24 protein-coding genes are annotated in these 26,376 nt (G+C 62.7%); 3 read left to right on the forward strand and 21 right to left on the reverse strand.

Annotation, left to right across the window (positions count from 1 at the left end; all coding sequences use genetic code 11):
* Positions 1-94: 94 nt before the first annotated feature.
* The 4 genes from NCS00_RS10500 to NCS00_RS10515 form a co-directional block, all read right to left on the reverse strand.
* Positions 95-844 (reverse strand): electron transfer flavoprotein subunit beta/FixA family protein, encoded by a 750-nt coding sequence (locus NCS00_RS10500; protein WP_034472697.1) that lies wholly within the window; start codon positions 842-844, stop codon positions 95-97.
* Between the two features lie 175 nt (positions 845-1,019).
* Entirely contained in the window at positions 1,020-1,814 is a 795-nt protein-coding gene (locus NCS00_RS10505) for a MetQ/NlpA family ABC transporter substrate-binding protein (RefSeq protein ID WP_008342356.1), read from the reverse strand.
* 14 nt (positions 1,815-1,828) lie between these two features.
* A complete protein-coding gene (locus NCS00_RS10510) occupies positions 1,829-2,482 on the reverse strand; it encodes a methionine ABC transporter permease (protein ID WP_008342358.1) in 654 nt (217 codons plus the stop codon).
* Positions 2,472-3,506: a methionine ABC transporter ATP-binding protein gene (locus NCS00_RS10515; RefSeq protein WP_008342360.1), complete on the reverse strand. Its 1,035-nt coding sequence runs from the start codon at positions 3,504-3,506 to the stop codon at positions 2,472-2,474. The genes NCS00_RS10510 and NCS00_RS10515 overlap by 11 nt, the downstream gene beginning before the upstream one ends.
* A gap of 164 nt (positions 3,507-3,670) precedes the next feature.
* On the opposite strand from NCS00_RS10515, the gene NCS00_RS10520 reads away from it, so the two are divergent.
* Entirely contained in the window at positions 3,671-4,552 is an 882-nt protein-coding gene (locus tag NCS00_RS10520; protein ID WP_008342362.1) for an alpha/beta hydrolase, read from the forward strand.
* Here the strand turns inward: NCS00_RS10520 and NCS00_RS10525 are convergent.
* Positions 4,549-5,472, reverse strand: a complete 924-nt coding sequence (locus NCS00_RS10525; protein ID WP_244807478.1) for a histone deacetylase family protein — start codon at positions 5,470-5,472, stop codon at positions 4,549-4,551. The genes NCS00_RS10520 and NCS00_RS10525 overlap by 4 nt on opposite strands.
* Positions 5,473-5,780: 308 nt before the next feature.
* On the opposite strand from NCS00_RS10525, the gene mltB reads away from it, so the two are divergent.
* Positions 5,781-6,953 (forward strand): lytic murein transglycosylase B, encoded by a 1,173-nt coding sequence (gene mltB / locus NCS00_RS10530; protein WP_250440040.1) that lies wholly within the window; start codon positions 5,781-5,783, stop codon positions 6,951-6,953.
* Positions 6,954-7,026: 73 nt separating this feature from the next.
* Here the strand turns inward: mltB and cysM are convergent, their stop codons facing one another.
* From cysM to gyrA, 16 genes are all read right to left on the reverse strand, one after another.
* Positions 7,027-7,929, reverse strand: coding sequence for a cysteine synthase CysM (gene cysM, locus NCS00_RS10535; RefSeq protein ID WP_250440041.1), 903 nt, complete (start codon positions 7,927-7,929; stop codon positions 7,027-7,029).
* A gap of 257 nt (positions 7,930-8,186) precedes the next feature.
* Positions 8,187-8,561, reverse strand: coding sequence for a ComEA family DNA-binding protein (locus NCS00_RS10540; protein WP_008342369.1), 375 nt, complete (start codon positions 8,559-8,561; stop codon positions 8,187-8,189).
* Positions 8,562-8,636: 75 nt separating this feature from the next.
* The gene (gene rfaD / locus NCS00_RS10545; protein WP_250440042.1) at positions 8,637-9,629 is read right to left on the reverse strand and encodes an ADP-glyceromanno-heptose 6-epimerase; all 993 of its coding nucleotides are present in this window, start codon (positions 9,627-9,629) and stop codon (positions 8,637-8,639) included.
* A 19-nt stretch (positions 9,630-9,648) separates the two neighbouring features.
* Complete coding sequence (gene rfaE1 / locus NCS00_RS10550; protein WP_008342371.1) at positions 9,649-10,623, reverse strand: D-glycero-beta-D-manno-heptose-7-phosphate kinase; 975 nt, start codon at positions 10,621-10,623, stop codon at positions 9,649-9,651.
* Entirely contained in the window at positions 10,589-11,992 is a 1,404-nt protein-coding gene (locus tag NCS00_RS10555) for a UDP-glucose dehydrogenase family protein (protein ID WP_034472707.1), read from the reverse strand. Before NCS00_RS10555 ends, rfaE1 begins: the two co-directional genes overlap by 35 nt.
* 82 nt (positions 11,993-12,074) lie before the next feature.
* Positions 12,075-13,250, reverse strand: a complete 1,176-nt coding sequence (gene lapB / locus NCS00_RS10560) for a lipopolysaccharide assembly protein LapB (protein WP_250440043.1) — start codon at positions 13,248-13,250, stop codon at positions 12,075-12,077.
* A 38-nt stretch (positions 13,251-13,288) separates the two neighbouring features.
* The gene (locus tag NCS00_RS10565; protein WP_008342374.1) at positions 13,289-13,582 is read right to left on the reverse strand and encodes a LapA family protein; all 294 of its coding nucleotides are present in this window, start codon (positions 13,580-13,582) and stop codon (positions 13,289-13,291) included.
* 295 nt (positions 13,583-13,877) lie between these two features.
* Positions 13,878-14,207, reverse strand: coding sequence for an integration host factor subunit beta (locus NCS00_RS10570; RefSeq protein ID WP_008342376.1), 330 nt, complete (start codon positions 14,205-14,207; stop codon positions 13,878-13,880).
* 23 nt (positions 14,208-14,230) lie between these two features.
* Positions 14,231-15,961: a 30S ribosomal protein S1 gene (gene rpsA, locus NCS00_RS10575; protein ID WP_174447740.1), complete on the reverse strand. Its 1,731-nt coding sequence runs from the start codon at positions 15,959-15,961 to the stop codon at positions 14,231-14,233.
* Between the two features lie 107 nt (positions 15,962-16,068).
* Positions 16,069-16,755, reverse strand: coding sequence for a (d)CMP kinase (cmk, locus tag NCS00_RS10580; RefSeq protein ID WP_008342380.1), 687 nt, complete (start codon positions 16,753-16,755; stop codon positions 16,069-16,071).
* A gap of 75 nt (positions 16,756-16,830) precedes the next feature.
* A complete protein-coding gene (gene aroA, locus NCS00_RS10585; protein WP_250440044.1) occupies positions 16,831-18,135 on the reverse strand; it encodes a 3-phosphoshikimate 1-carboxyvinyltransferase in 1,305 nt (434 codons plus the stop codon).
* Positions 18,136-18,156: 21 nt separating this feature from the next.
* On the reverse strand, positions 18,157-19,077 hold the full coding sequence (locus tag NCS00_RS10590; RefSeq protein ID WP_250440045.1) for a prephenate dehydrogenase: 921 nt from the start codon (positions 19,075-19,077) through the stop codon (positions 18,157-18,159).
* 34 nt (positions 19,078-19,111) lie between these two features.
* The gene (gene pheA, locus NCS00_RS10595) at positions 19,112-20,194 is read right to left on the reverse strand and encodes a prephenate dehydratase (RefSeq protein ID WP_034472713.1); all 1,083 of its coding nucleotides are present in this window, start codon (positions 20,192-20,194) and stop codon (positions 19,112-19,114) included.
* A gap of 26 nt (positions 20,195-20,220) precedes the next feature.
* A complete protein-coding gene (gene serC / locus NCS00_RS10600; protein WP_008342388.1) occupies positions 20,221-21,303 on the reverse strand; it encodes a 3-phosphoserine/phosphohydroxythreonine transaminase in 1,083 nt (360 codons plus the stop codon).
* A 207-nt stretch (positions 21,304-21,510) separates the two neighbouring features.
* Entirely contained in the window at positions 21,511-22,125 is a 615-nt protein-coding gene (locus NCS00_RS10605; RefSeq protein ID WP_008342389.1) for a DUF2059 domain-containing protein, read from the reverse strand.
* Positions 22,126-22,275: 150 nt separating this feature from the next.
* Positions 22,276-24,921 carry a DNA gyrase subunit A gene (gene gyrA / locus NCS00_RS10610; RefSeq protein ID WP_075583528.1) on the reverse strand — a complete coding sequence of 882 codons (2,646 nt, stop codon included), beginning with the start codon at positions 24,919-24,921 and terminating at the stop codon, positions 22,276-22,278.
* A 732-nt stretch (positions 24,922-25,653) separates the two neighbouring features.
* Here gyrA and ompA point away from each other — a divergent pair.
* Entirely contained in the window at positions 25,654-26,316 is a 663-nt protein-coding gene (gene ompA / locus NCS00_RS10615) for an outer membrane protein OmpA (RefSeq protein ID WP_033537188.1), read from the forward strand.
* Positions 26,317-26,376 lie beyond the last annotated feature (60 nt).

The following is a 26,376-nucleotide window of genomic DNA, read 5'->3' on the forward strand; positions in this document are numbered from 1 at the left end:
TCGCCACCAATCTTCGATGCCGCCGCAACCGTGTTCAGCGTCGCTGCCTTGATCGACGCATTGTCGTGTTCTGCAATTACGAGAATCGTCATGTTCAGATCACCTTCGCTTCGGTTTTCAGTTTTTCGACCAGCGTCTTCACGTCGGGCACGGTGATGCCCGCGCTGCGCTTCGGCGGCTCGACGACTTTCAGCGTCTTCAGACGCGGCGCGACATCGACGCCGAGATCGGCGGGCTTCACCGTCGTCAGCGGCTTCTTCTTCGCCTTCATGATGTTCGGCAGCGTCACATAGCGCGGCTCGTTCAGACGCAGATCGGTCGTGACGACTGCGGGCAATTTCAGCGACAGCGTTTCGGCGCCGCCATCGACTTCGCGCGATACCGTGGCTTTGCCATCGGCAACGACGACCTTCGATGCGAACGTCGCTTGCGGCAAACCCGCCAGTGCAGCGAGCATCTGGCCGGTTTGATTCGAGTCGTCGTCGATGGCCTGCTTGCCCAGGATGACGAGCTCAGGCTTCTCTTGATCGACCAATGCCTTCAGGATCTTCGCGACCGCCAGCGGCTGCAACTCATCGGCGGATTCGACCAGAATCGCGCGATCCGCACCGATCGCCAGCGCCGTCCGCAACGTCTCCTGACATTGCGTCACGCCGCACGATACGGCGATCACTTCCGTAGCAACACCCGCTTCCTTCAGACGCACCGCCTCTTCCACGGCGATTTCGTCGAACGGGTTCATCGACATCTTCACGTTGGCGATATCGACACCCGTGTTATCCGATTTCACGCGGACCTTCACGTTGTAGTCGACCACGCGCTTGACTGGCACCAGAATTTTCATGCACACGCTCCAAAGTTACGATTACGTCAACCCAGCGCCATTATACGAGTGACGCGTAAGATCACCCCTCCAAAAGCGGGTGGGGTCGGCGATCGTGCAATAGGTATGAGCCGAATTTTATCGAACGATCGTTCTATTTATATCCACGAAAACCCGAATCCGACCATGAAAACGATTACCAGGCCGTAATCACCGCGCCGGCGTACTTGCCTTCGATGAACTGCTTCACTTCCGGCGAGTGATACGCCGCGATCAGCTTCGCAACCCACGGCTTGTCCTTGTCGGCCGCGCGAACCGCGATGATGTTCACATACGGACCGCGTGGATCTTCGATTGCGATCGCGTCCGACTTCGGCTTCAGGCCCGCTTCCATCGCGAAGTTCGTATTGATGGCGGCGGCATCGACGTCGTCGAGCGAGCGCGGAATCTGCGCGGCGTCGAGTTCGACGATCTTCAGCTTCTTCGGATTCTCGACGATATCGAGCGGCGTCGCTTTCAGACCCGCATCCGCGCGCAGCTTGATGAGACCTTGCTTCTGCAGCAGCAGCAATGCGCGGCCGCCGTTGGTCGGATCGTTCGGCACCGCGATGCGCGCGCCGTTGGCAAGCGCCGACAGCGACTTCAGCTTCTTCGAGTAGATGCCCATCGGGAACGTCACCGTATCGGCGACCTTGACGAGCTTGTAGCCGCGATCCTTCACTTGCGCGTCGAGATACGGCAGATGCTGATAGCTGTTCGCATCGAGATCGCCGGCGGCGAGCGCGGCGTTCGGCTGCACGTAATCCGAGAACTCGACGACCGTGATCTTCAGCCCGTTTTTCGCGGCGACCTGCTTCACCACGTCCATGATCTGCGCGTGCGGGCCGCCGGTCACGCCCAACTTGATGGCTTCATCGGCGTGCGCGGCACCGTTGAACAGCGTTGCGCTCAACAGCGCGGCGGCGAACTTCAGAATGAATCGACGTTGCATGGTTTCTTGAGTGGTTATTTGTGACTGAGACGACGAACGAGCCAGTCGCCGAACGACTGAACGAGCTGCACGAACACGATGAGAATGACCACGACCGTGATCATCACTTCAGGAAGAAAACGCTGATAACCATAGCGGATGCCGAGATCGCCGAGACCGCCGCCGCCGATCGCGCCCGCCATCGCCGAATAGCCGACGAGCGACACGAACGTGATCGTCAATCCAGCGACGACGCCCGGCAGCGATTCCGGCAACAGCACTTTGAAGACGATCTGCGATGTCGTCGCGCCCATTGCCTGCGCGGCTTCGATGAGTCCGCGATCCACTTCGCGCAGTGCCGTCTCGACGAGCCGCGCGATGAACGGCGCAGCGGCGATCGTCAGCGGCACGACGGCGGCCGCGGTGCCGATCGACGAGCCGACGACGAGCCGCGTGAACGGAATCACCGCGACGAGAAGGATGATGAACGGCGTCGAGCGCACCGCATTCACGATGCCGCCGAGCACCCGATTCACGCCGATGTTCTGCAGCACGCCGTCGCGATCGGTGAGATAGAGCAGCACGCCGAGCGGCAAACCGACCGCCGCGCCGACGAGTCCCGAGATGCCGACCATGATCAGCGTTTCCCAGAACGACTGGACGAACATGTCGAACATTTCACTCAACATGGGACAACTCCTCCACGACGACGCCCTGCGAGCGCAAATATTCGATCGCTTCGGCGATCTTCACCGGCTGACCGCCCGCGAGCACCGCGAGCGAGCCGAACGCCTGCCCCTGAATCTCGTCGATCTGGCCGTGCAGGATGTTGAAATCGAGTTCGTAGCGGCGGATCGTCTCCGAGAGAATCGGCTGATCGACGCCCGAGCCCGTGAACGCGAGCCGCAGCAAATGACCGCTGCCGGTCTTGAGCCGCTCGATCACGCGTGCCTTCAATGCGGGCGGCAACTCGTGCGCGATCACGTCGCCGATCAGTGCGCGCGTGACTTCGTGATGCGGCTGCATGAAGACATCGACGACCTTGCCCTCTTCGACCACGCGCCCGGCGTCGAGCACCGCGACGCGATCGCAGACCTGTTTGATCACTTCCATCTGATGCGTGATGAGCACGATGGTGAGCCCGAGCTCGCGATTGATCTTGCGCAGCAGATCGAGAATCGCGCGCGTGGTTTCGGGATCGAGCGCGGACGTGGCTTCGTCGGAGAGCAGCACTGTCGGCTTGCTCGCGAGCGCCCGCGCAATCCCGACGCGCTGCTTCTGTCCGCCGCTGATCTGCGCCGGATACTTGTCCTTGTGCGTCGTGAGGCCGACGAGATCGAGCAGCGGCAACACGGCCGCTTCGATCTCCGCGCGCTTCTTGCCGGCGAGTTCGAGCGGCAGCGCGACGTTGTCGTACACCGTGCGCGAACTCAGCAGATTGAAATGCTGAAAGATCATGCCGATGTCGCGGCGCGCGGCGCGCAGATCGTCCTTGCCGAGCGTCGTGAGATCGCGTCCGTCGACGATCACATTGCCTTCGCTCGGCCGCGTCAGCAGATTGATCGTGCGAACCAGCGTGCTCTTGCCCGCGCCGCTGCGCCCGATGATGCCGAACACTTCGCCGGCGGGAATCGTCAGATTGACGTTGTGCAGCGCTTCGACCCAGCCTCGGGGCCCCGCGAAACGCTGCGAAAGATTGCGTATTTCGATCATGAAAATGCAAACGGCGGAAGGCTTGTCGGGTGGAACCCACCCGCGCCGCCGGCCGCCGCTCGTTCTTAGCTGTTTGTATCGTGGCGGGGATTTTACAGGACGCGTTACATTCTGTTTAATAATGATTTCAGATCGGCTAATAACGTGGAGATATTTACCGCGCCATGTCACGCACTATCTATTCGACGAGCGCCGTCACGACGCGACACGGCGTCGAACTGTTTCTGCATCGCTGGCATCCCGCGCCGGGCATCGAACTCAACGCGCGGATCGCGCTCGTCCACGGTCTCGGCGAACACGCGGGCCGTTACGACGCGCTCGCGACCGCGCTGAACGCGGCGGGCATCGAGCTGATCGCGATCGATCTGCGCGGACACGGGAAGTCGTCGGGCGAACGGGCGTGGGTTCGCGTCTTCACGGACTATCTGCGCGACACCGATGTCCTGCTCGAAGCGTGCGCGGCCACGCCGCCCGCCGGCACGCCGCTCTTTTTGATGGGCCACAGCATGGGCGGAACGATCGCGGCGCTCTACGCCGCCGAGCGTGCGCAGGAGAACAAGCTGGCCGGTCTGATCCTGTCGAGCCCGGCGTTGAAGATCGGACCGGGCACGCCGCGCTGGAAGGCCAAACTGAGCCGCATCGTGGGCGTGGTCGCGCCGCGCGTCGCCGCGTTCAGCATCGATCCGGCGCTGCTGTCGCGCGCGCCGGGCGTCGTCGAAGCGTACAAGCGCGATCCGCTCGTGCATCACTCAGCCGTCTGCGCACGCACTGCCGCGCAGATTCTCGCCGGCATGGAGCGCGTGGCGGAAAAGCGCGGCGACATCAAGCTGCCGCTTCTCGTCTTTCACGGCAGCGCGGACGCGATCTGCGATCCCGCCGGCAGCCGCGAGTTCGAAGCCAACGCGGGATCGACCGACACCACGCTCATCGTCCACGAAGGCAGCGCCCACGAAACGCTCAACGATCTCGACCGCGAGCGCGTGATCCGCGAGCTGATCGACTGGACGCTCGTGCGCGCGGACTACGCGCGCGCTCGCGCCCGCTAGATTTCCGCCAGCACCCGCAGATGCGCAACGACGCTGCGGCCCAGCGCCGACAGGTTATAGCCGCCTTCGAGACAACTCACGATGCGCCCTTGCGCGTAGCGCTTCGCGACGCCGCGAATCTGCTCGGTGATCCACGCGTAATCGTCCTCGACGAGACCCATGTTCGCCATGTCGTCTTCGCGATGCGCATCGAAGCCGGCCGAGACGAAGATCATCTGCGGCTTGAACGCTTCGAGCCGCGGCAGCCACATCATGTCGACGACCTCGCGCACCTGCATGCCCTTAGTGCGCGCGGCGAGCGGCACGTTGACCATGTTCGCCGCGTGATTGTCGGCGCCGGAGAACGGATAGAACGGATGCTGGAAGAAACTGCACATCAGCACGCGCGAATCGCCGCTGAACGCGGCTTCGGTGCCGTTGCCGTGATGCACGTCGAAATCGACGATCGCGACCCGCTGCAGGCCGTGCACTTCCAGCGCATGCCGCGCGGCGATCGCGACGTTGTTGAAGAGGCAGAAGCCCATCGCGCGCGCGGGCTCGGCGTGATGGCCCGGCGGCCGGATGCTGCAAAACGCGTTGTCGTAACGGCCTTCGATGACGGCATCGGTGGCCGCGACCGCCGCGCCCGCCGCGCGCAACGCCGCGCGATAGGACTGGGGGCACATCGACGTATCGGGGTCGAGTTCGCTTCGGCCCGATTCCGGCGTGCGGCTCTTGATGTAGTCGATGTGCGCCTGCGTATGCACGCGCGCGAGGTCGGCTTCGTCGGCGAGCGGCGCTTCCTCGCGCTCGATGAGCGAATCGATCCGGCTCGCGATCAGCTGGTCTTCGATCGCCTGCAGGCGCGCCGGACACTCGGGATGCCATTGGCCGTTGTCGTGCTGGAGGCAGTCGGGGTGGGAGTAGAAGCCGGTGGCCATGATGTCTCGCAATGCCGCTTGTCGTCGGCTCTCGTCTCGTATTTTTTCGTCATACGCGACCACTTGTCGCGTAATTGACGTTAAGTTACCACACCGTCCGGCACGGCCGCCCTCGCCCGGGCACATGGCCGATATGGGCGCGAAGCGTCGGTTATACTGCCCCGACGCCTTGCCGGCCGAGCGATTGCGCGCGGCATGTTGCAGGCTGTTGCGTTCCGTTGAGAATCGTTGCATCGATTCGACTTCACAGGCGTTTTTGGCCACTCGCGCATCCGGCATCGCCCCAACCGCCCCCAACCACGCACACTATGACTTTCCAGTTTGCTCCGTTCGTCTTCACGGCTTCATCCAGGCCGGCAAAGCGCGCACTCGTTACTTCCCTCGTCTGCGCGCTCGGCTTTCTCTCCGGGAACAGTGCCTTTGCGCAGTCGCAGCAGCCGCAGGCCGCGACGCCGCAAGGGCAGGTGTTCGAAGAAGAGATCGTGCCGCAGCGCTACGCGAACAATCCGAATGTCGATGCGTTCATCAATGACATGGTCGCGCGCTACGACTTCGATTCGTCCGCGCTGCACGATCTGTTTGCGCGCGTGAGCTATTCGGCGACCGCGGCGAAACTGGTGTTGCCGTCGCCCACGCCGCAGGCCAAGAACTGGCGCGCGTACCAGGGGCGTTTCATCGAGCCGGTTCGCATCAACGCCGGCGTGAAGTTCTGGCGCGCGAATCAGGCGACGCTGCAGCGCGCGTCCGAGCAATTCGGCGTGCCGCCGGAGGTGATCGTCGGAATCATCGGCGTGGAGACGATCTACGGGAAGTACATGGGCAACTTCCGCGCGCTCGACGCGCTGACCACGCTCACCTTCGATTACCCGAACACCCCGAACCGCGTCGAGCGCATGGCGACGTTCCGCAAGAATCTCGAAGACCTGCTCGTGTGGACGCGCGATTCGCAGATCGATCCGACGACCGTCCTCGGTTCATACACGGGCGCGATCGGGATTCCGCAGTTCCTGCCGAGCAGCATCGTGCAATACGCGGTCGATTACGACGGCAACAGCCGCATCGATCTGCGCACGAGCCCGGCAGACGCCATCGGCAGTGTGGCGAACTATCTGAAGCAGAACGGCTGGGAACCGGGCCGGCCGGTCGTGTGGCGCATCGCCGGCGATGTCGGCAGTCAGGGCATCGCGCAGGCCGCCGCCGATGGCGCGCCGGAACCGAAATGGTCGCTCGCGCAACTGACGAAGGCCGGCATGCTGCTCAACGAGCCGGGCTTGAATATCGACGCAGAAGCGCCGACGCCGCTCACCGTCGTCGATTTGCCCACGCCCGGCCGCGCGACCGAATACACGCTCGGGCTGAAGAACTTCTACGTGCTGACGCGTTACAACCGCAGCTTCTTCTACGCGCTCGCGGTGTATCAGCTTGGCGAAGCGGTCAAGGCGCGCATGGTCGCGGGCGACACGGGCGCGAATTCGCAGTGACGTTTGTCCGCTACAGACGTAAAAAACCCCGGCTCGCCGGGGTTCTCTCATTGCGCGATCAGGATGCGCGGCATCACGCCGGGAACACGCCCGTCGAAAGATAACGGTCGCCGCGATCGCAGACGATGAACACGATCGTCGCGTTCTCCACCTGGCGCGCGACGCGCAGCGCCACTTCGCACGCGCCGCCCGACGAAATGCCCGCGAAAATGCCTTCGACCGATGCGAGGCGTCGCGCCATCGCTTCGGAGGCCGCCTGACTTACGTTCTCCACGCGATCCACGCGGCTGCGATCGAAAATCTTCGGCAGATAGGCTTCCGGCCACTTGCGGATGCCCGGAATGCGCGAGCCTTCTTCCGGCTGAGCGCCGATGATCTCGATCTTTTCGTTTTGCTCCTTCAGATACTTCGACACGCCCATGATCGTGCCGGTCGTGCCCATCGACGAGACGAAGTGGGTAAGGCGGCCTTCGGTCTGACGCCACAGCTCCGGGCCCGTGCCTTCGTAATGCGCGAGCGGATTGTCCGGGTTCGCGAACTGATCGAGAATGATGCCTTTGCCGTCACGCTGCATCTGATCGGCGAGATCGCGTGCGTATTCCATGCCGCCCGTCACCGGCGTCAGCACGATTTCGGCGCCATACGCGGCCATGCTCTGGCGGCGCTCGATCGACAGATCTTCCGGCATCAGCAGCACCATCTTGTAGCCGCGCATCGCGGCGGCCATCGCGAGCGCGATGCCGGTGTTGCCGCTCGTCGCTTCGATGAGCGTGTCGCCCGGCTTGATGCGGCCGCGCTCTTCAGCTTTCCTGATCATCGACAGCGCCGGCCGGTCCTTCACCGATCCCGCCGGATTGTTGCCTTCGAGCTTGCCCAGCACGACGTTGTTGCGGCTGCGAATTTCATCGTCGACGATGCGGACGAGTTGCACGAGCGGCGTATTGCCGATCGTGTCTTCGATAGTCATGTAAGCCATATGCGGAGCCGATTCGGATTCCCCGCGGACGACACTGCCTTTCCGCGCGGATTTTGATATAGGGATTCGTCGATTGTAGCCCACCGGTTCCGCCGATGCCGGCGCATCCCTGATGCACGGATGGAATGCCGCTCGCGCGCGCCGTCCGCGCATGCAAAAAGCCCCGCGGGGAGGCCGTCCGCGGGGAGCCCAAGACATCCGAAGGCTGAAGGAGACCGATGGCGCGCCGCGCACCAGGGCGCGCCTCCGGGCCGTGCTTATTTCTTCACAATGACCGGTTTAGCTGATGCGGACGCCGAAACCGGCGTCGCGACAGCCGAGTTCGCGCCGCCAGGCGGTGCGGCGACGGCCGCGGTCTTCGTCGTTGCGCCGATTGTCAGTCCTTCCGCTTCCAGACGCTGGACGGTCTTGCCGCCCATGCCTTTGACGCGCGTGCCGAGATCGCTCGCGTCCTTGAACGGACCGTGCGCCTGACGTTCATCGAGAATGGCTTTCGCCTTCGCCGGACCGATGCCCTTGATGCCGCGCAGCGCGTCGGAGTTGGCGGTATTGACGTCGACGGCCGCGAACGCGCTACCGATGGAAAAGATGAGCGCGAACGCAGCGATCGACGAGAGTGCTTGCTTGAACATGACTGAGTCTCCGTGAAGAACCGGCCGGCACCAGCGCCAACCGTGAGACCCAGTTTAGAGAGGCTCGAAGCGCGTTTATAGCTGGCCGAATAGCCAACGCACGTAGCGATCGACACCTTCCTGAACCGTAAGAAACGAGGCGTCGTAACCGGCTGCGCGCAGCTTCGACTGGTCCGCCTGCGTGAAGCATTGGTACTTGCCGCGCAGCGCGTCGGGGAACGGCACGTACTCGATCAGACCGCGCTGCACGAGTTCGGCGAGCGAGAGCGCCGCTTCGCCGTTCAACGCGCGCAGCGAGTTCACGACCGTCGACGCGATGTCGTTGAACGGCTGCGCGCGCCCGGTGCCGAGATTGAAAATGCCCGACTTCTCCGGATGATCGAAGAAGAACAGATTCACCTTCACGACGTCTTCGACCGAGATGAAGTCGCGCGTCTGCTCGCCGGCCGCATAGCCGTTGTACTCGCCGAAGAGCTTGACCTTGCCTTCCGAGCGGAACTGATTGAAGTTGTGGAACGCGACCGACGCCATGCGTCCCTTGTGCGTTTCGCGCGGGCCGTACACGTTGAAATAGCGAAAGCCGGCGATCTGGCTTTCCGCCTTCGGCACCACCTGCCGCACGATCTGATCGAAGAGGAACTTCGAATAACCGTACACGTTGAGCGGCTTCTCGACTTCGCGCTCTTCGACGAAACGGCTCGATCCGCCGTATGTCGCCGCCGACGATGCATACAGGAACTGCGCGCCCTGCGCGAGGCACGCGTCCATCACGTCGCGGCTGTAGCGGAAGTTGTTGTCCATCATGTAGCGGCCGTCGGTTTCCATCGTGTCCGAACAGGCGCCTTCGTGGAACACCGCGCGCACGCGGCCGAAATCGCCGCGCTTGAAGCGCTCGACGAACTCGGTCTTGTCGAGGTAATCGTCGATTTCGCAATCGACGAGATTCTTGAACTTGTCGGCGCGCGTGAGGTTGTCGACCGCGATCACGCGATTCTCGCCACGCTCGTTGAGCGCCTTGACGATATTGCTGCCGATGAAGCCGGCTGCACCGGTAACGATGATGGTCATGGCGTTATTTCAGATAAGGTCAGGCGAAGAGTTCGTTGTAGTCGACGGTCGCCGTACCGAGCTTGCCCACGACGATGCCCGCCGCGCGGTTCGCATAGACGATCGAGTCGACGAGCGGCACACCCGCGCCCAGCATGGTCGCGACCGTTGCGATGACGGTGTCGCCGGCGCCCGAGACATCATACACTTCGCGCGCTTCGGCCGATGTGTGCAGCACCTGGTCCTCGGTGAAGAGCGTCATGCCCTCTTCCGAGCGCGTGAGGAGCAGCGCTGAAAGATCGAGCTCCGCACGCAGTTTCCTCACGCGCTCGTGCAGATCTTCTTCCGATTTCCACTGGCCGATGACTTCGCGCAGCTCCGCGCGATTCGGCGTGATGAGCGTCGCGCCGCGATAACGGTCCCAGTCGTCGCCCTTCGGATCGACGAGCACGGGCTTTCCGGCGCGTTTCGCGTCGGCGATCATCTGCGTGACGTGCGTGAGGCCGCCCTTCGCGTAATCGGACATGAGGATCACGTCGTGCTGCGGCAGGATCTCGGTGAACCGTTCGAGACACGCGCGCAGCACTTCATGATTCGGCGTGTTCTCGAAATCGACGCGCAGCAACTGCTGCTGACGCGACAGCACGCGCAGCTTGATGGTCGTGAGCAGTTCGGGATCGCGCTCGAGATGCGCCGCGACCTTGCTTTCGCCGAGCAGCTCGACGATGCGCTCGCCCGGCTCGTCATGTCCCACTACGCAAAGCAGGCCGGCCTGCGCGCCGAGCGCCGCCGCGTTGCGCGCGACGTTCGCCGCGCCGCCGAGGCGGTCTTCCTTCTTCTGCACGTGCACGACCGGCACGGGCGCTTCGGGCGAGATGCGGTTGACGTCCCCGAACCAGTAGCGGTCGAGCATCACGTCGCCGACCACGAGCACGCGCGCCGCCGAAACGCGCGCAAGCGGGACGACGGGAATATCGGCGTTAGTTGTGGCTGCCGTTGCGGTCGAGTTCGACATGGGGACGTCCTATTGCAAAGTAGTCGATGCCCATTTCGGCCATCGCTTCCGGTTCATACAGATTGCGGCCGTCGAAGATCACCGGCGTCTTCAACGCGCTCTTCAAGTGCCAGAAATCCGGGCTCTTGAATTCCTTCCATTCGGTCACGATGACGAGCGCGTCCGCGTCCGTCAGCGCATCCTGTTGCGTGTTCACGAGATGCAGGCGCTGGAAGTCGTCGGGGCGATCCGCGAGATCGAGCGCGAACACGCGCTCTGCCTCGTCGCGCGCGACGGGATCGTAGCCGCGCACCGTGGCGCCGCGCTGCAGCAGCGCCTCGATGATGCGCCGGCTCGACGCCTCGCGCATGTCGTCGGTATTGGGCTTGAATGCGAGGCCCCACACGGCAAACGTGCGCCCGCGCAGATCCTCGCCCATGCGCTTCACGATCTTGTTGACGAGCACTTCCTTCTGATCGTTATTGACCGCTTCGACCGCCTCGAGCACGCGCAGCGTGTGGCCGTTTTCGCGCGCGGTTTGCGCGAGCGCCTGCACGTCCTTCGGGAAGCACGAGCCGCCATAGCCGCAGCCCGCATACAGGAAGTGATAGCCGATGCGCGGATCCGAGCCCATGCCCCGCCGCACCGATTCGATGTCGGCGCCGACGGTATCCGCGAGATTCGACAGATCGTTCATGAACGAGATGCGCGTCGCGAGCATCGCGTTGGCGGCGTACTTCGTGAACTCGGCCGAACGCACGTCCATGTACAGCGTGCGCTCGTGATTGCGGTTGAACGGCGTGTAGAGGCGCTTCATCTTCTCGCGCGCGAGGTTGCCCGCGCGGTCGTCGTCGATGCCGATCACGATGCGATCCGGGCGCATGAAGTCGTCCACAGCCGCGCCTTCCTTCAGGAACTCCGGATTCGACACGACCGAGAAGCCGTGCTTCTCCGACTCGCCGAGCCCGCGCGCCCGCAACTCTTCCTCGACGACGCGCTTCACTTGCAGCGCCGTGCCGACCGGCACCGTCGATTTATCGACGATCACCTTGAAGCCGTTCGAATACTTGCCGATATTGCGCGCGGCGGCGAGCACGTATTGCAGATCGGCTGAGCCGTCTTCGTCGGGCGGCGTGCCGACCGCGATGAATTGAATGTCGCCGTGCTCGACGCTCGCTTTCACGTCGGTGGAAAACTGGATGCGGCCTGCCGCGCGCGTGCGCCTCAGCATTTCCTGAAGGCCCGGCTCGTGGATCGGCACGCCGCCATTGTTGAGAATTTCGATCTTGCGCGGATCGACGTCCACGCAAAACACGTCATTGCCGATTTCGGCAAGGCACGCGCCGGTTACGAGACCGACGTAACCCGTGCCGACGATGGTCACTTTCATACGCTTTCCGGTTGTTCCTGAAATGCCGGTGGCAGAAGCGGCGCATTCGCGCGCCGCCCGATGTCATGCTCGCCGCGCTGGCTCAGGCCGAGCTCGTGATCGGCTCGACGCGACGCGGCGCGTACGTCTCCCAGCCGCTGCAGCCGGGGCATTGCCAATAGAATAGACGCGCACGGAACCCGCAAGTTTGACACGTATAACGCGGCAGATTCTTAGTGCGCTGTTTCACCAGATTACGCATCAGTTCGAGCTCGCCGCGGCGCGGCTCGTCGGCCGTCGCCTCCTGCGCCTCGAGCAGACGCGTCATGCCCGCGAGATTCGGCGCGCTTTGCATCTGCTTGCGTGCCAGCTCGTGCGCGGCTTCGAGACCGCGCAACTCTTGAACGTGCTTGTAGGCGACATCGAGCAGATCGTTCGACGGATAGCGCGTCGCGTAATCGATCAGCAGAGCGACGCCCTCTTCCTTGCGCCCGAGCGCGGCGTACGCCTTCATCAGCTTCTCGGCGACGAGCGGCAGATACGCCTCGTTCTGCTCCTCGACGCGCTTCCAGTGCGCGATGGCGACATCGACGTTGCCGGCGGCCGCTTCGACATCGCCTGCCAGGATGGTCGCGCGCACGTTGTCCGGGTTCGATGCCAGCGCGAGCTTCAGTTCGGCGCGCGCACCATCTGGATTCTTGCGCTGAAGCGCTTCCTGCGCCAGCTCGCAGTGGAAATGCGCGATTTCCATATGCAGCGAGGGCGCGCCCATCTTTTCGATCTGCTCGGCCGTCGCGATCGATTTCGGCCAGTCCTTTTCGATCTCGTAGATGGTCAGCAGCGCGCGCGGCGCGCCGAGCGAATATTCGCCGGCGTTGAGCGACTTGAACGTTTCCTCGGCGCGATCGAGCAGGCCCGCCTTCAGGAAATCCTGTCCGAGTTCGTAGAGCGCGTGATCGCGTTCCGCGACCGGCAAATCGGCGCGACTCAACAGATTCTGATGCACGCGAATCGCGCGATCGGTCTCTCCGCGGCGCCGAAACAGATTGCCGAGCGCGAAATGCAGTTCGATCGTTTCGGGATCGAGCTTGGCGACTTCGATGAACGCATCGATCGCCTTGTCGTGTTGCTCGTTGAGCAGAAAATTGAGGCCGCGAAAATACGAGCGCGGCAGATTCGCATTTTCGGACAACAGCGCTTTCAAGTCATAGCGGGACGCCATCCACCCCAGCGCGAAAGCGACGGGGATGACAAGCAGCCACCAGAAGTCTAGATCCATGCGATTAGTCGTTGAGTGTCAGATGTCTGCGCGAAAGGTCAGATGAGCGGCGGCATCGGCGGTTCTTCCTTCACCACCGGCGTCTCGCGAGCGACGCGCAGCTCGCGCTTCAGACGCCCGTTCTCCATGCGCAGACGCACCCTGGCCGGCACAGCCGACACGAGCCCCGCGAGCAATCCCACCACGAAAAACGCGAGGCCGATCAGAATAAGCGGCGCCTGCCACGCGTAGCCCGCGAGAAAGTTCAGCGTCGCGGGCTGGGTATTGGCGAGCGCCAGCACCAGCAACAGCACGAATACCAGAACGCGGATCAGCCAGACGATGAATTTCATGTAGGGTCTCGCAAGAGCGGTTGCACCAGACGGCCCTTCCGTTTCGGCCGGGCCTGCGCGGTTGAACACCCAGGTCAAAGTGACCGGTATTGTAATTGATGCTCCCGGGCGCCGGCAGTCGCCCGCTCGACGCATGAATTTTTAGCAAACAACGCACCCGTCGCGCTGGATCGCTGCTATCGAAACGCCGCGCAAAAAAAAAGCACCCCGAAGGGTGCTTTTCTGGTCGATTGCCTCGCAGGCCGACGCCGCGAACCGAAAATCCTGAAGGATCATCAGTCACGATGCGTGCCGATCAGAGATCGTCGGCATCGTCGTCATTCGAAGCTTTCAGCGGCTCGCCCGCGCGGCCGTCGACGCGTTCGCGCAACTCCTTGCCCGGCTTGAAGTGCGGCACGAATTTCTCCGGCACCAGCACCTTTTCACCCGACTTGGGATTGCGCCCGACGCGCGACGGACGACGATTGAGCCCGAAGCTGCCGAAGCCGCGAATCTCGATGCGATGACCGTTGGCCAGAGCCTCCGACATCGCATCCAGCATCGTCTTCACCGCGAAATCCGCATCCTTGAGGACAAGTTGCGGAAATCGCGACGCCAACTGGGCGACCAATTCCGATTTGGTCATTCTGCAGCTGTGCCGTTAAGGGCTTAGCTGTTCTGGCCGTCGAGCTTGGCCTTGAGCAGCGCGCCGAGGTTGGTCGTGCCGGTCGCGGCGGCGTTCGAGTCGCCCTGCAGGCTGCGCATGGCTTCCTGCTGTTCGGCCGAATCCTTCGCCTTGATCGACAGGTTGATGCCACGCGACTTGCGATCGATGTTGATTATCATCGCGTTGACCTTCTCGCCTTCCTTGAGCACGTTGCGCGCATCTTCCACGCGGTCTTGCGCGATTTCCGAAGCACGCAGGTAGCCTTCGACCTCGCCGGACAGCGTGATGACCGCACCCTTCGGATCGACCGACTTCACAACGCCGTCGACGATAGCGCCCTTGTCGTTGATCGCCACGAAGTTGCTGAACGGATCGCCTTCGAGCTGCTTGATGCCGAGCGAGATGCGTTCCTTGTCGACGTCGATGCCCAGAACCACGGCTTCGACTTCGTCGCCCTTCTTGTACTTGCGAACGGCTTCTTCGCCGGTTTCCGACCACGACAGATCCGACAGGTGAACCAGACCGTCGATGCCGCCAGGCAGACCGATGAACACGCCGAAGTCGGTGATCGACTTGATGGCGCCGCTGATCTTGTCGCCCTTCTTGAAGTTGCGGCTGAAGTCATCCCACGGATTCGGCTTGCACTGCTTCATGCCGAGGGAGATACGGCGGCGGTCTTCGTCGATTTCGAGAACCATGACTTCGACTTCGTCGCCCAGTTGAACAACCTTCGACGGAGCAACGTTCTTGTTGGTCCAGTCCATTTCCGACACGTGGACGAGGCCTTCGATGCCCGATTCCACTTCGACGAATGCGCCGTAGTCGGTGATGTTCGTGACCTTGCCGAACAGGCGCGTGCCCGACGGGTAACGGCGCGAGATGCCTTCCCACGGATCGTCGCCCAGTTGCTTGATGCCGAGCGAAACGCGGTTCTTCTCTTGGTCGAACTTGAGGATCTTGGCGGTGACTTCCTGGCCAACCGACAGGACTTCCGACGGGTGACGCACGCGGCGCCATGCGATGTCGGTGATGTGCAGCAGGCCGTCGATGCCGCCGAGGTCCACGAACGCGCCGTAGTCGGTGATGTTCTTGACCACGCCTTCGACGATCGCGCCTTCCTTCAGCGTCTCGAGCAGCTTCGCGCGCTCTTCGCCCTGCGTCGCTTCGATGACCGCGCGGCGCGACAGCACCACGTTGTTACGCTTGCGATCGAGCTTGATGACGCGGAATTCGAGCGTCTTGCCTTCGTACGGCGTCGTGTCCTTGACCGGACGCGTGTCGACGAGCGAACCCGGCAGGAACGCGCGGATGCCGTTGACCATCACGGTCATGCCGCCCTTGACCTTGCCGGTGATCGTGCCGGTCACGAGTTCGTTGTTGTCCAGCGCCTTTTCCAGCGACAGCCACGAAGCGAGGCGCTTCGCCTTGTCGCGCGACAGGATGGTGTCGCCATAGCCGTTTTCCAGCGCGTCGATCGCGACGGAAACGAAGTCGCCCGCCTGCACTTCCACTTCACCCGCGTCGTTCAGGAATTCTTCGAGCGGAATATAGGCTTCGGACTTGAGACCAGCGTTGACGACCACGAAGTTGTGGTCGACACGCACGACTTCGGCGGAGATCACTTCGCCGGCGCGCATGTCCTGCTTGGTCAGCGACTCTTCGAACAGAGCCGCAAAGGATTCGGTATTCGGGGTGGAGGTTTGCAGGTCGGACATAAAAATCGATATTTGCACGGCCTTTGCGCGGTGATTCAGAATGAACCGGCGGGTTTTACCCAGATGCGCAACGCCATACGGGGTTAATGGTTTAACACACGCCCTGCCTCCCGGCAGAGCACCTTCTACTGCACTACACGAATCTCGCTGAACCAGCCGATGATCTGCTCGACCGCTTGATCGATCGACAAACCGGAGGTGTCCAGCGTCTTCGCATCCGCCGCGGGCTTGAGCGGCGCGGCGCTCCGGTTCATGTCCCGGGCATCGCGTGCGCGCAAATCTCGCAGCAAGTCATCCATATTAGCAGAAAAACCTTTTTGCATCAATTGCTTATACCGCCGCGCCGCGCGCGCCTCGACGCTTGCAGTCAGGAACACCTTCAGCGTGGCGTCGGGGAAGATGACCGTGCCCATGTCGCGGCCGTCGGCGACGAGGCCGGGGCGCTTGCGAAAAGCCCGCTGGCGCGCGACGAGCGCCTGGCGCACTTCGGGATGCACGGCGATCGCGGAGGCGCGGTTGCCGACTTCTTCCTGCCGGATTTCGCCCGAGACATCGGCGCCATCGAGCTGCGCGCAACCTTCGCGGAACGTGATATGGAGCGCCTCGACCAGTTTTGCAAGGCCGGGGGCGTCGTCCTTGTCCACTTCGTAGCGGATGCTCGCGAGCGCCGCGAGCCGGTAGAGCGCGCCGCTGTCGAGCAGGTGGAAGCCGAGCGTCGCCGCGACGATCGCCGCGACCGTGCCCTTGCCCGACGCCGTCGGCCCGTCGATGGTAATCACTGGTGTTGGGTCGAAAGGACGGGTCGGTTTCATTGAGTCTGGCCGTTCTGGCCCGTTATTACGATCATGGAAGTCGAAGTCATCGCGTTTCACGGTACAGCGCTCCCGTTACGCTTTCACGAGCGTCGAGAAGCGGTCGAAGTAGTCCGGAAAGGTTTTAGCCACACATTTCGGATCGTTGATGCGGACCGGCACGCCGCCGAGGCTCACGAGCGAAAAGCACATCGCCATGCGGTGATCGTCGTAGGTGTCGATCGCGGCGTTCGGCGTCAGTTTCGCCGGCGGCATGACGACGAGATAATCCGCACCCTCTTCCACGGTCGCGCCGACCTTGCGCAACTCGTTCGCCATCGCGGCGATGCGATCCGTTTCCTTCACGCGCCAGCTCGCGATATTGCGCAGCGTCGTCGTGCCGCTCGCGAAGAGCGCGGCCACGGCGATCGTCATCGCGGCGTCGGGAATCAGGTTGAAATCCATGTCGATGGGCGCGAGCCTGCCATCGTCCGATTCGACGCCGCGCACTTCGATCCAGTCCTCGCCCATCATCACGTTCGCGCCCATGCGGTTCAGCGCGTCCGCGAAGCCGACATCGCCCTGAATGCTCGAACGACCGACGCCCTCCACGCGCACCGGTCCATGCCCGATCGCGCCCGCCGCCAGGAAATACGAGGCCGACGACGCATCGCCTTCCACCATCATCGCGCCCGGCGACTTGTAGCTCACGCCGGCGGGAACGGTGAAGCGCGCCCAGCCGTCGCGCTCGACCGTGACGCCGAACCGCTCCATCAAACGAATCGTGATTTCGATGTACGGCTTCGAAATGAGTTCGCCTTCGATCTCGATCGTAACGGGACCGTTACGGCCTTCCACGACCGGCAGGCTCATCAGGAGCGCGGTGAGAAACTGGCTCGACACGTCGCCGCGCACGCGGATCGGCTTGTCGATGGCGATCTTCGCGGCGTGGATCCTGAGCGGCGGGAAGCCGTCGTTGAGCTCGTAATCGATCGCAGCGCCGATCTGACGCAGCCCGTCGACGAGATCGCCGATCGGCCGCTCGTGCATGCGCGGCACGCCGTGCACACGATATTCGCCGCCGTTCACGGCCAGCGCCGCGGTCAGCGGACGCACCGCCGTACCCGCGTTGCCGAGAAACAGCTCCGCCGATTTCGACGGAAACGCGCCGCCCGTCCCGCCGACGATCACGCGCTCGCCGTCCTCGCGCACGGCGACGCCCAGGTTCCGGAGCGCGGCGAGCATCACGCGCGTGTCGTCGGAATCGAGCAGATTCGTGATCGACGTTTCGCCGTGCGCAAGCGCCGCGAGCAGCAGCACGCGGTTCGAAATGCTCTTCGAGCCGGGCAGGCGCACGGTGCCGGACGCGCGGGAAAAAGGTCCGAGATCGAGATGTTCCATGTTGTTTCCTTGTTTCGCGGCTTACTTGGCGGCGATGTCGTTCGAAGGCTTGATGCCGCCGCGTTCCTGCCATTCTTTCCGGGCGACGCGCGAACGCGCGAACGCCGCTTCGAGCGCCGCGCCGTCCGATGCGTCGATCGCCGCGCGAAAACGCGCGAGCACCGCGGTGTAATCGTCGAGCTCGGCGAGCAGCGCGGCGCGGTTCGCGAGACAGATATCGCGCCACATTTCGGGACTCGACGCCGCGATGCGCGTGAAATCGCGAAAGCCGCCCGCGGCGAACGAGAATTTCAGATCGGCATCGGGCGTGTCGAGAATCTGATCGACGAGCGCGAACGAGAGCACGTGCGGCAAATGACTCACCGACGCGAACACGCGATCGTGCTGCGCCTCGCTCATCTGACGCACGCACGCGCCGCTCGCGCGCCACATCGACGCGATGCGTTCGACGCCATCCGCCGCATTTTCCGGCAGCGGACACAGCACGACATTGCGATCGACGTACAGATCGGGCAATGCCGCATCGACGCCGCTCGACTCGCGCCCGGCGATCGGATGTCCCGGCACGAACTGCGCGACGCGCGCACCGAGCGCGCGCTTCGCCGCCGCGACGACATCGGATTTCGTGCTGCCGGCGTCGGTGACGATGGTTCGCGCGTCGAGAAACGGCGCGATGCGCGCGAGCAGCGGCTCGGTCTGCGCGACGGGCGCGGCGAGCAGCACCACGTCGGCGCCTTCGAGCGCCTTGACGAGCGCGGCGTCGTCGTCGAGCGCGGCGGCTTCGTCGATCACGCCGAGTTCGATGGCGCGCTCGACCGACGCACGCGACCGACCCACGCCGACGACGCGACCTTCGAGCCCCGCGCGCTCACGCAACGCGCGCGCGAGCGATCCGCCGATCAGGCCGACGCCGAAGATAACCAGTTTATTGAAAGAGAACATCGATGCAGCCTGAAGCTGAAAACGAAGCGGCCGCTCAACGCGCCCGCGGATACGAACCGAGAATCTTCAGGAACGCGGACTTGCGCCCGAGTTCGTCGAGCGCGGCCGCAACCGCGGCATCGTCGCGATGGCCTTCGATGTCGATATAAAAGTAGTACTCCCACGCGCCCGAACGCGCGGGACGCGACTCGAAGCGCGTCATCGAAACGCCGTGTTTCGCGAGCGGCTCGAGCAGCTTGAAGACCGCGCCGGATTCGTTCTTCACCGTGACGATGAGCGACGTCTGATCGTGGCCGCTCGAATCCGTCGGCTGCTTGCCGACGATCACGAATCGCGTGCGATTGTGCGGATCGTCCTGAATCATCGAGAACACGACGCCGAGGCCGTAATGCGTCGCGGCGCGATCGCCCGCGATGGCCGCGACCGTCGGATCTTCGACCGCCATGCGCGCGGCTTCCGCGTTGCTCGACACCGCTTGCCGTTCCAGATGCGGCGCGTTCGCGGACAGCCAGCGCTGGCACTGCGCGAGCGCCTGCGGATGCGCGCATACGCGCTTCACGCCGTCGAGCGTGCCGGACGCGGTCAGCAGATTGTGATGGATCGGCAACGCGAGTTCGCCGCCGATCAAGAGCGACGTCTGCAGCAGCAGATCCAGCGTGCGCGACACCGCGCCTTCCGCCGAATTCTCGACCGGCACGACGCCGTACTGCGCCGCGCCCGCCTCGACGGCGCGGAACACTTCATCGATCGACGGGCACGGCACGCCCTGAATCGAATGCCCGAAGTATTCGAACATCGCCTGTTCGCTATAGGTGCCGACCGGGCCGAGGAACGCAGCGCTGATCGTCTGTTCGAGCGCGCGGCTCGCGGCCATGATCTCGCGCCAGATCGACGCGATGTGCTCGTCGGCGAGCGGCCCGTCGCTCATTTCCTGCAGGCGCGCGATGACCTGCATCTCGCGCTCCGGACGAAACACGGGCGCATTGAAATGCTTCTTCACTTCGCCGACTTCGAGCGCGACGGAAGCGCGCTGATTCAGCAGCGCGATGAGTTGCGCGTCGAGCGCATCGATGCGCTCACGCAGCGGTTTGAGTCTTGTATTGAGATCGTCGTCCATGCGGTGCTTGATGTTTGAAGCCAGGTTTAAGCGCTTTCGCGCTCGAATTCCTTCATGTAATCGACGAGCGCTTTCACGCCCTCGATCGGCACCGCGTTGTAGATCGATGCCCGCATGCCGCCGACGGACTTGTGGCCCTTCAGTTGCAACAGCCCGCGCGCCTTCGCGCCGGCCAGGAAATCGGTGTTGCGCGATTCGTCGGCGAGGAAGAACGGCACGTTCATGCGCGAACGGTTCGGGCGCTCGACCTTGTTGACGTAGAAATCGCTCGAATCGATGGTGTCGTACAGCAGCTTCGCCTTTTCGACGTTGCGCGCTTCGATCGCCGTGAGGCCGCCCTGCTTCTTCAGCCACTTGAACACGAGACCGGCGATGTAGATCGCATACGTGGGCGGCGTGTTGTACATCGAGTTGTTCTCGGCGACGGTCTTCCACTCGAACGCCGAAGGACAGATGGACAGCGCGCGGTCGAGCAGGTCTTCGCGCACGATCACGACGGTCACGCCCGCCATGCCGATGTTCTTCTGCGCGCCGCCGAAGAGCACGCCGAACTTCGCGATGTCCATCGGGCGCGAGAGGATGTGCGAGGACGCGTCGGCGACAAGCGGGATGTCGCCCAGATCGGGAATCTCGAAGGCTTCGACGCCGTCGATGGTTTCGTTGCTGCACAGATGCACGTAGGCCGGATCGTCCGACAGCTTCCATTCGCTGAAAGCCGGCACGCGCGTGAAGCCTTCTTCGGTCTTGCCGCTCGCCGCGAGATGCGGCGTGCCGTACTTCTGCGCTTCCTTGAACGATTTCGTCGACCATGAACCGGTGACGACGAAGTCGGCGGTTTGCCGCTTGCCAAGCAGATTCATCGGCACGATGGCGTTTTCGCCGATGCCGCCGCCCTGCAGAAACAGAATGCGATGCGACGCCGGCACGTCCAACAGTTCACGCAGATCGGTGAGCGCGGCCTCGTGGATCGACATGAACTCCGCGCCGCGGTGACTCATTTCCATCACGCTCATGCCGCTGCCTTGCCAGTCGAGCATTTCATCGGCTGCCTGCTTCAGGACTTCTTCTGGCATGGCGGCTGGGCCGGCGGAGAAATTGAACACGCGCATCTGGAGATCCCGGAAATCCGATTCGGCAGGCGCGAATTGCGCGGCAAATGCAGCGAAGACCGCGCAATCACCGTTTTCGCGCCCGAAAAAGAAATGGCTGCTTGCGCTCGCGCGCAAACAGCCATTATCGCACTGTCCTGAAAACCCGCCAATGCACGGGGCGGTGAGCCCGGCCGGCGGATTCCCGTCAGGCCGACGTCATCGAGCTTACTTGGCGCTCGGCTTGACGCTCGCCACTTCCTGATCGGCTTGCGTGCGCGTTGCCTTGATGGCTTGCGGCATGTACTTCTGCATCAGGCCATTCACGACGTCGCGGCCAACCTGGTCCTGAACCTGGATGAACTTGCGGCCAGTCGTGCTCTTGTAGAAGTTGGTCAGATCCTTGATCTCGTCCGTCGAGTAGTACTTCGCGTATGCGTCGTACTGAGCTTGCATCGCGTCCTTGCGGAAGGCGTCGGTGGCGAAAACCTGGCCGGCGGAGTCAACCAGCTTCGGCACTGCGTTCTTCTGCAGCGTCGGAACGGCGGCTTGCTTCTGCTTGTCGTTCATCGTCTTGTTCTCGGACAGCGCGTCCGAGAGGATCGCCGGCACGAGTTGCTTCGATTGCATCTGCGCGCTGTTACCGATCGCACCGACCAGCTTCTGCGCGTCGATCGCGTCGAGCAGGTCCTTGATCGCGGCTTGCTTGGCCGGATCAACCGGTGCTGCTGCGGCTGCCGGTGCGGCCGTTTGCGCGGGCGCCTGATTCTGAAGCGACTGAGCCATCGCGAAGGTCGGCACGAAAGCGGCCAGCAACATCCACTGCTTGAAACGTCCTTGCATTATTACTCCCTGTAAAAAATATCCAGTTCAGCACTGGCGACGAGCGTTGCCTGTCGTTTCGACGCCGGCAACCCGCTCATGTCACGTCGCGCAGCTTAACCAATCCGAGCTTTCAAAAGCGATAACGAGAGCGTTGAGACACAAAAAATATCAGGCGTTTTCTTCGCCTTCACCATTTTCCGCGTCACCCGGTTTCGCTGCAGAATCTTCCGAACCGGCGTCTGCCTCGAGTTCGGCCTCGGCTTCCGCTTCGGCGATATGCTGCAGTCCCGACAACTTCGTTCCCTCGTCAAGGCTGATGAGTGTAACACCTTGAGTTGCACGGCCCATTTCGCGGATTTCCGAAACTCGCGTGCGAATAAGCACGCCCGCGGTCGTGATCAGCATGATCTCGCTCTCCGGCTCGACGAGCGTCGCCGCGACGACGCGGCCGTTACGCTCCGACGTCTGGATCGCGATCATACCCTTCGTGCCGCGGCCATGACGCGTGTACTCGTTGATCGGGGTGCGCTTGCCGTAGCCGTTCTCGGTCGCCGTCAGCACCGACTGGTTCTCGCCGCCCGCAACGAGCATCGCGATGACCTGCTGCCCGTCTTCGAGCTGCATGCCGCGCACGCCGCGCGCCTCGCGGCCCATCGCGCGCACGTCGTTCTCGTCGAAGCGCACGGCCTTGCCCGCGTCGGAGAACAGCATGACGTCGTGCTGGCCGTCGGTGATGGCGGCGCCGATGAGGTAATCGCCCTCGTCGAGACCCACCGCGATGATGCCCTTCTTCATCGGACGGCTGAACGCTTCGAGCGGCGTCTTCTTGACCGTGCCGAGCGCGGTCGTCATGAACACGTACTTGTCGACCGAGAATTCCTTGACCGGCAGGACGACGTTGATCTTCTCGCCATCCTGCAGCGGGAACATGTTGACGATCGGACGGCCGCGCGAGTTGCGCGAGCCCTGCGGCACTTCATAGACCTTGATCCAGTACACGCGGCCGCGATTCGAGAAGCACAACATGTGATCGTGCGTATTCGCGATGAAGAGCGTGTCGATCCAGTCGTCTTCCTTCATCTGCGTCGCCTGCTTGCCGCGACCGCCGCGCTTCTGCGCGCGATATTCGGAAAGCGGCTGCGACTTCACATAACCGGAATGCGACATGGTGACGACCATGTCCGTCGGCGTGATGAGGTCTTCGGTGTTGAGCTCGGTCGCGTTCATCTCGATACGCGAACGGCGGTCGTCGCCGAACTCGGCGCGAATCTGGCCCAGCTCCTCGACGATGATCTGGCGAATCCGCTCCGGCCGCGCGAGGATGTCGAGCAGGTCGGCGATCTGCGCCATCACTTCGCGATACTCGCCGACGATCTTGTCCTGCTCCAGACCCGTCAGGCGCTGCAGACGCATCTGCAGAATTTCCTGCGCCTGAACGTCCGACAATTTATACAGACCGTCTTCCTGCAGGCCGTATGCCGGATTCAGCCCTTCCGGACGATACGCCGCGCGGCCGCCCGAAGCCTCGGTCTCGGTGCGCGTGAGCATTTCGCGCACGAGCGACGAATCCCACGGACGCGCCATCAGTTCCTGCTTCGCGATAGGCGGCGTCGGCGCGGCCTTGATGATCGCGATGAATTCGTCGATGTTAGCGAGCGCGACAGCGAGACCTTCGAGCACGTGCCCGCGATCGCGGGCCTTGCGCAGTTCGTATACAGTGCGCCGCGTCAGCACTTCCCGTCGATGCGACAGGAAGCACTCGAGCATCTCCTTCAGGTTGAGGAGCTTCGGCTGGCCGTCGACGAGCGCGACCAGGTTCATGCCGAACGTGTCCTGCAGCTGAGTCTGCTTGTACAGGTTGTTCAGAATGACTTCCGGCACTTCCCCGCGCTTCAGCTCGATCACGACGCGCATGCCCGACTTGTCGGATTCGTCGCGAATATCGGAAATGCCTTCCAGCTTCTTCTCGTTGACGAGTTCGGCGATGCGCTCGAGCAGCGTGCGCTTGTTCACCTGATACGGAATTTCGTCGACGATGATGGCCATGCGCTGGCCGCGGTCGATCTCTTCGAAGTGCGTGGCCGCGCGCATCACGACGCGCCCGCGCCCCGTGCGATAACCGTCGCGCACGCCCGCCACGCCGTAGATGATGCCGGCGGTCGGGAAGTCCGGCGCCGGCACGATCTCGATGAGTTCGTCGACGGTGGCCTCGGGCGTATTCAGCAGATGCAGGCAGGCGTCGACGATTTCGCGCAGGTTGTGCGGCGGAATGTTGGTCGCCATGCCGACCGCGATGCCGGCCGAGCCATTGATCAGCAGATTGGGAATGCGCGCCGGCAGAACGAGCGGCTCGTTTTCGCTGCCGTCGTAGTTCGGCCCGAAGTCGACCGTTTCCTTGTCGATGTCGGCCAGAAGCTCGTGGCCGATCTTCGCCATGCGGATTTCGGTGTAACGCATCGCCGCGGCGTTGTCGCCGTCGACCGAACCGAAGTTGCCCTGGCCATCGACCAGCATGTAGCGCAGCGAGAACGGCTGCGCCATCCGAACGATCGTCTCATAGACGGACGCGTCGCCGTGAGGATGGTACTTACCGATGACGTCACCGACGATACGCGCCGACTTCTTGTACGCGCGATTCCAGTCGTTGTTCAGCTCGTGCATCGAGTAGAGCGCCCGACGATGCACCGGCTTCAAGCCATCGCGTACATCGGGAAGCGCCCGCCCGACGATCACGCTCATCGCGTAATCGAGATACGAGCGGCGCATTTCCTCCTCGAGGGAGATTGGCAGAGTCTCTTTGGCGAATTGATCCATTATCCGTGTCTTGAACTATGCAGCGGCGACACGGCAGCGCGCGACGATTTCGCGAAACTCGCCCGTCAGCCGCACGACATGAGGCTGCCGCGGGGCGTAGCCGGCGTACGCTGCGCGCCCCATATGCGGCGCACGCCTCTGAGCGCTGCGTACGGTGCATATGCTGCGCATGTCATATTTATGCGTGCGAACGCAGCGCATCAGGAGATTCTACCATGCGCGACATTAGCGCCCTGACGACTGCTGTATACATACAGTGTGTTGCGCGCGTCCAGCCAGAATGTGCACGCCGAGTTCGCATTGCGCAACGTCGTACCAATTACTTACAAAAACCGGGGAACGATTTCCGTCCTTTCGTCACTTCGGCGGGCTATCATGCCGCCTCGTCTTTTTGCTGATCGATAAAGTACCCGCGATAAAAACACGCAGGAAATGGCATTCAGGCACGCAATATGCGCGGATTTCGCGCCTTCTTCGGGCCTGACCGTCTCCTGTCCCCTTCTTGTTGCGCATGCACCACATAAGGTTGCGGGCGTGCAGCGTGCGGGGATATTTTTATCGTTGCAAGGGAACGATATGGCAAAATGCCAACGCACAAACTTAGACACTGCTCGAAGTCTATACAGCGCGTTTTGTTCCGTAGGGAATGTTATACTTCGAGCAATGTATGACTTGTCTTCGTCTACAGGCTCGCAGTAAACCTGCGGTAATCTCAATTTCGAGAGGAGAAATATGAATAAACTTTCAAAGCTCGCGTTCATTGCAGCTACCGCAGTTATGGCTGCATCGGCCTCGGCACAGTCGGTGCCGGCCTCGCGACAAGCCGTGAATGACAACTGGGTGAACGGTACGGGCGAGTATGTGTGGATGAACGGCACGAACGAACTGTGCTGGCGCGACGCATTCTGGACGCCGGCTACGGCAAACGCGAAGTGCGACGGCGCGCTGGTCGCGCAAGTTGCACCGCCGCCGACGCCGGTCGCTCCGCCGCCGCCTGCTATCACGACGCAGAAGATCACGTATCAAGCTGACGCCCTGTTCGACTTCGACAAGGCTGTTCTGAAGCCGGCTGGCAAGACGGCGCTTGACGACCTGGCATCGAAGATCGGCGCGCTGAACCTCGAAGTCGTGGTTGCAACGGGTTACACCGACCGCATCGGTTCGGACAAGTACAACGATCGTCTGTCGCTGCGCCGTGCGCAAGCTGTGAAGGCTTACCTGGTCAGCAAGGGCATCGAAGCCAACCGTATCTACACGGAAGGCAAGGGCAAGCGCGACCCGGTCACGAAGGGTAGCTGCCAACAGAAGAATCGCAAGCAACTCATCGCTTGCCTCGCACCGGATCGTCGCGTGGAAGTCGAAGTTGTCGGCACGACGCGTCAGCCGCAGCAGTAATAGCGAGCAGGATTGCCGCAGATCAAACCCCCGCCTCGGCGGGGGTTTTTTTATGCCCGA

It is taken from the genome of Caballeronia sp. AZ1_KS37, from assembly GCF_023631165.1.
In the GTDB taxonomy this organism is placed as follows: Bacteria; Pseudomonadota; Gammaproteobacteria; order Burkholderiales; family Burkholderiaceae; genus Caballeronia; species Caballeronia zhejiangensis.

What these genes read in the sequence shown, in the direction of transcription:
- rfaE1 (WP_008342371.1), bottom strand. Translation starts at nt 10,623, where the DNA reads ATGTCGAACTCGACCGCAACGGCAGCCACAACTAACGCCGATATTCCC.
- NCS00_RS10605 (WP_008342389.1), bottom strand. Translation starts at nt 22,125, where the DNA reads ATGCAAGGACGTTTCAAGCAGTGGATGTTGCTGGCCGCTTTCGTGCCG.
- ompA (WP_033537188.1), top strand. Translation starts at nt 25,654, where the DNA reads ATGAATAAACTTTCAAAGCTCGCGTTCATTGCAGCTACCGCAGTTATG.
- NCS00_RS10570 (WP_008342376.1), bottom strand. Translation starts at nt 14,207, where the DNA reads ATGACCAAATCGGAATTGGTCGCCCAGTTGGCGTCGCGATTTCCGCAA.
- NCS00_RS10565 (WP_008342374.1), bottom strand. Translation starts at nt 13,582, where the DNA reads ATGAAATTCATCGTCTGGCTGATCCGCGTTCTGGTATTCGTGCTGTTG.
- NCS00_RS10510 (WP_008342358.1), bottom strand. Translation starts at nt 2,482, where the DNA reads ATGTTGAGTGAAATGTTCGACATGTTCGTCCAGTCGTTCTGGGAAACG.
- NCS00_RS10500 (WP_034472697.1), bottom strand. Translation starts at nt 844, where the DNA reads ATGAAAATTCTGGTGCCAGTCAAGCGCGTGGTCGACTACAACGTGAAG.
- NCS00_RS10525 (WP_244807478.1), bottom strand. Translation starts at nt 5,472, where the DNA reads ATGGCCACCGGCTTCTACTCCCACCCCGACTGCCTCCAGCACGACAAC.
- mltB (WP_250440040.1), top strand. Translation starts at nt 5,781, where the DNA reads ATGACTTTCCAGTTTGCTCCGTTCGTCTTCACGGCTTCATCCAGGCCG.
- lapB (WP_250440043.1), bottom strand. Translation starts at nt 13,250, where the DNA reads ATGGATCTAGACTTCTGGTGGCTGCTTGTCATCCCCGTCGCTTTCGCG.
- pheA (WP_034472713.1), bottom strand. Translation starts at nt 20,194, where the DNA reads ATGGACGACGATCTCAATACAAGACTCAAACCGCTGCGTGAGCGCATC.
- NCS00_RS10515 (WP_008342360.1), bottom strand. Translation starts at nt 3,506, where the DNA reads ATGATCGAAATACGCAATCTTTCGCAGCGTTTCGCGGGGCCCCGAGGC.
- cmk (WP_008342380.1), bottom strand. Translation starts at nt 16,755, where the DNA reads ATGAAACCGACCCGTCCTTTCGACCCAACACCAGTGATTACCATCGAC.
- NCS00_RS10540 (WP_008342369.1), bottom strand. Translation starts at nt 8,561, where the DNA reads ATGTTCAAGCAAGCACTCTCGTCGATCGCTGCGTTCGCGCTCATCTTT.
- serC (WP_008342388.1), bottom strand. Translation starts at nt 21,303, where the DNA reads ATGCGCGTGTTCAATTTCTCCGCCGGCCCAGCCGCCATGCCAGAAGAA.
- NCS00_RS10590 (WP_250440045.1), bottom strand. Translation starts at nt 19,077, where the DNA reads ATGTTCTCTTTCAATAAACTGGTTATCTTCGGCGTCGGCCTGATCGGC.
- gyrA (WP_075583528.1), bottom strand. Translation starts at nt 24,921, where the DNA reads ATGGATCAATTCGCCAAAGAGACTCTGCCAATCTCCCTCGAGGAGGAA.
- aroA (WP_250440044.1), bottom strand. Translation starts at nt 18,135, where the DNA reads ATGGAACATCTCGATCTCGGACCTTTTTCCCGCGCGTCCGGCACCGTG.
- NCS00_RS10555 (WP_034472707.1), bottom strand. Translation starts at nt 11,992, where the DNA reads ATGAAAGTGACCATCGTCGGCACGGGTTACGTCGGTCTCGTAACCGGC.
- NCS00_RS10520 (WP_008342362.1), top strand. Translation starts at nt 3,671, where the DNA reads ATGTCACGCACTATCTATTCGACGAGCGCCGTCACGACGCGACACGGC.
- cysM (WP_250440041.1), bottom strand. Translation starts at nt 7,929, where the DNA reads ATGGCTTACATGACTATCGAAGACACGATCGGCAATACGCCGCTCGTG.
- NCS00_RS10505 (WP_008342356.1), bottom strand. Translation starts at nt 1,814, where the DNA reads ATGCAACGTCGATTCATTCTGAAGTTCGCCGCCGCGCTGTTGAGCGCA.
- rfaD (WP_250440042.1), bottom strand. Translation starts at nt 9,629, where the DNA reads ATGACCATCATCGTTACCGGTGCAGCCGGCTTCATCGGCAGCAATATC.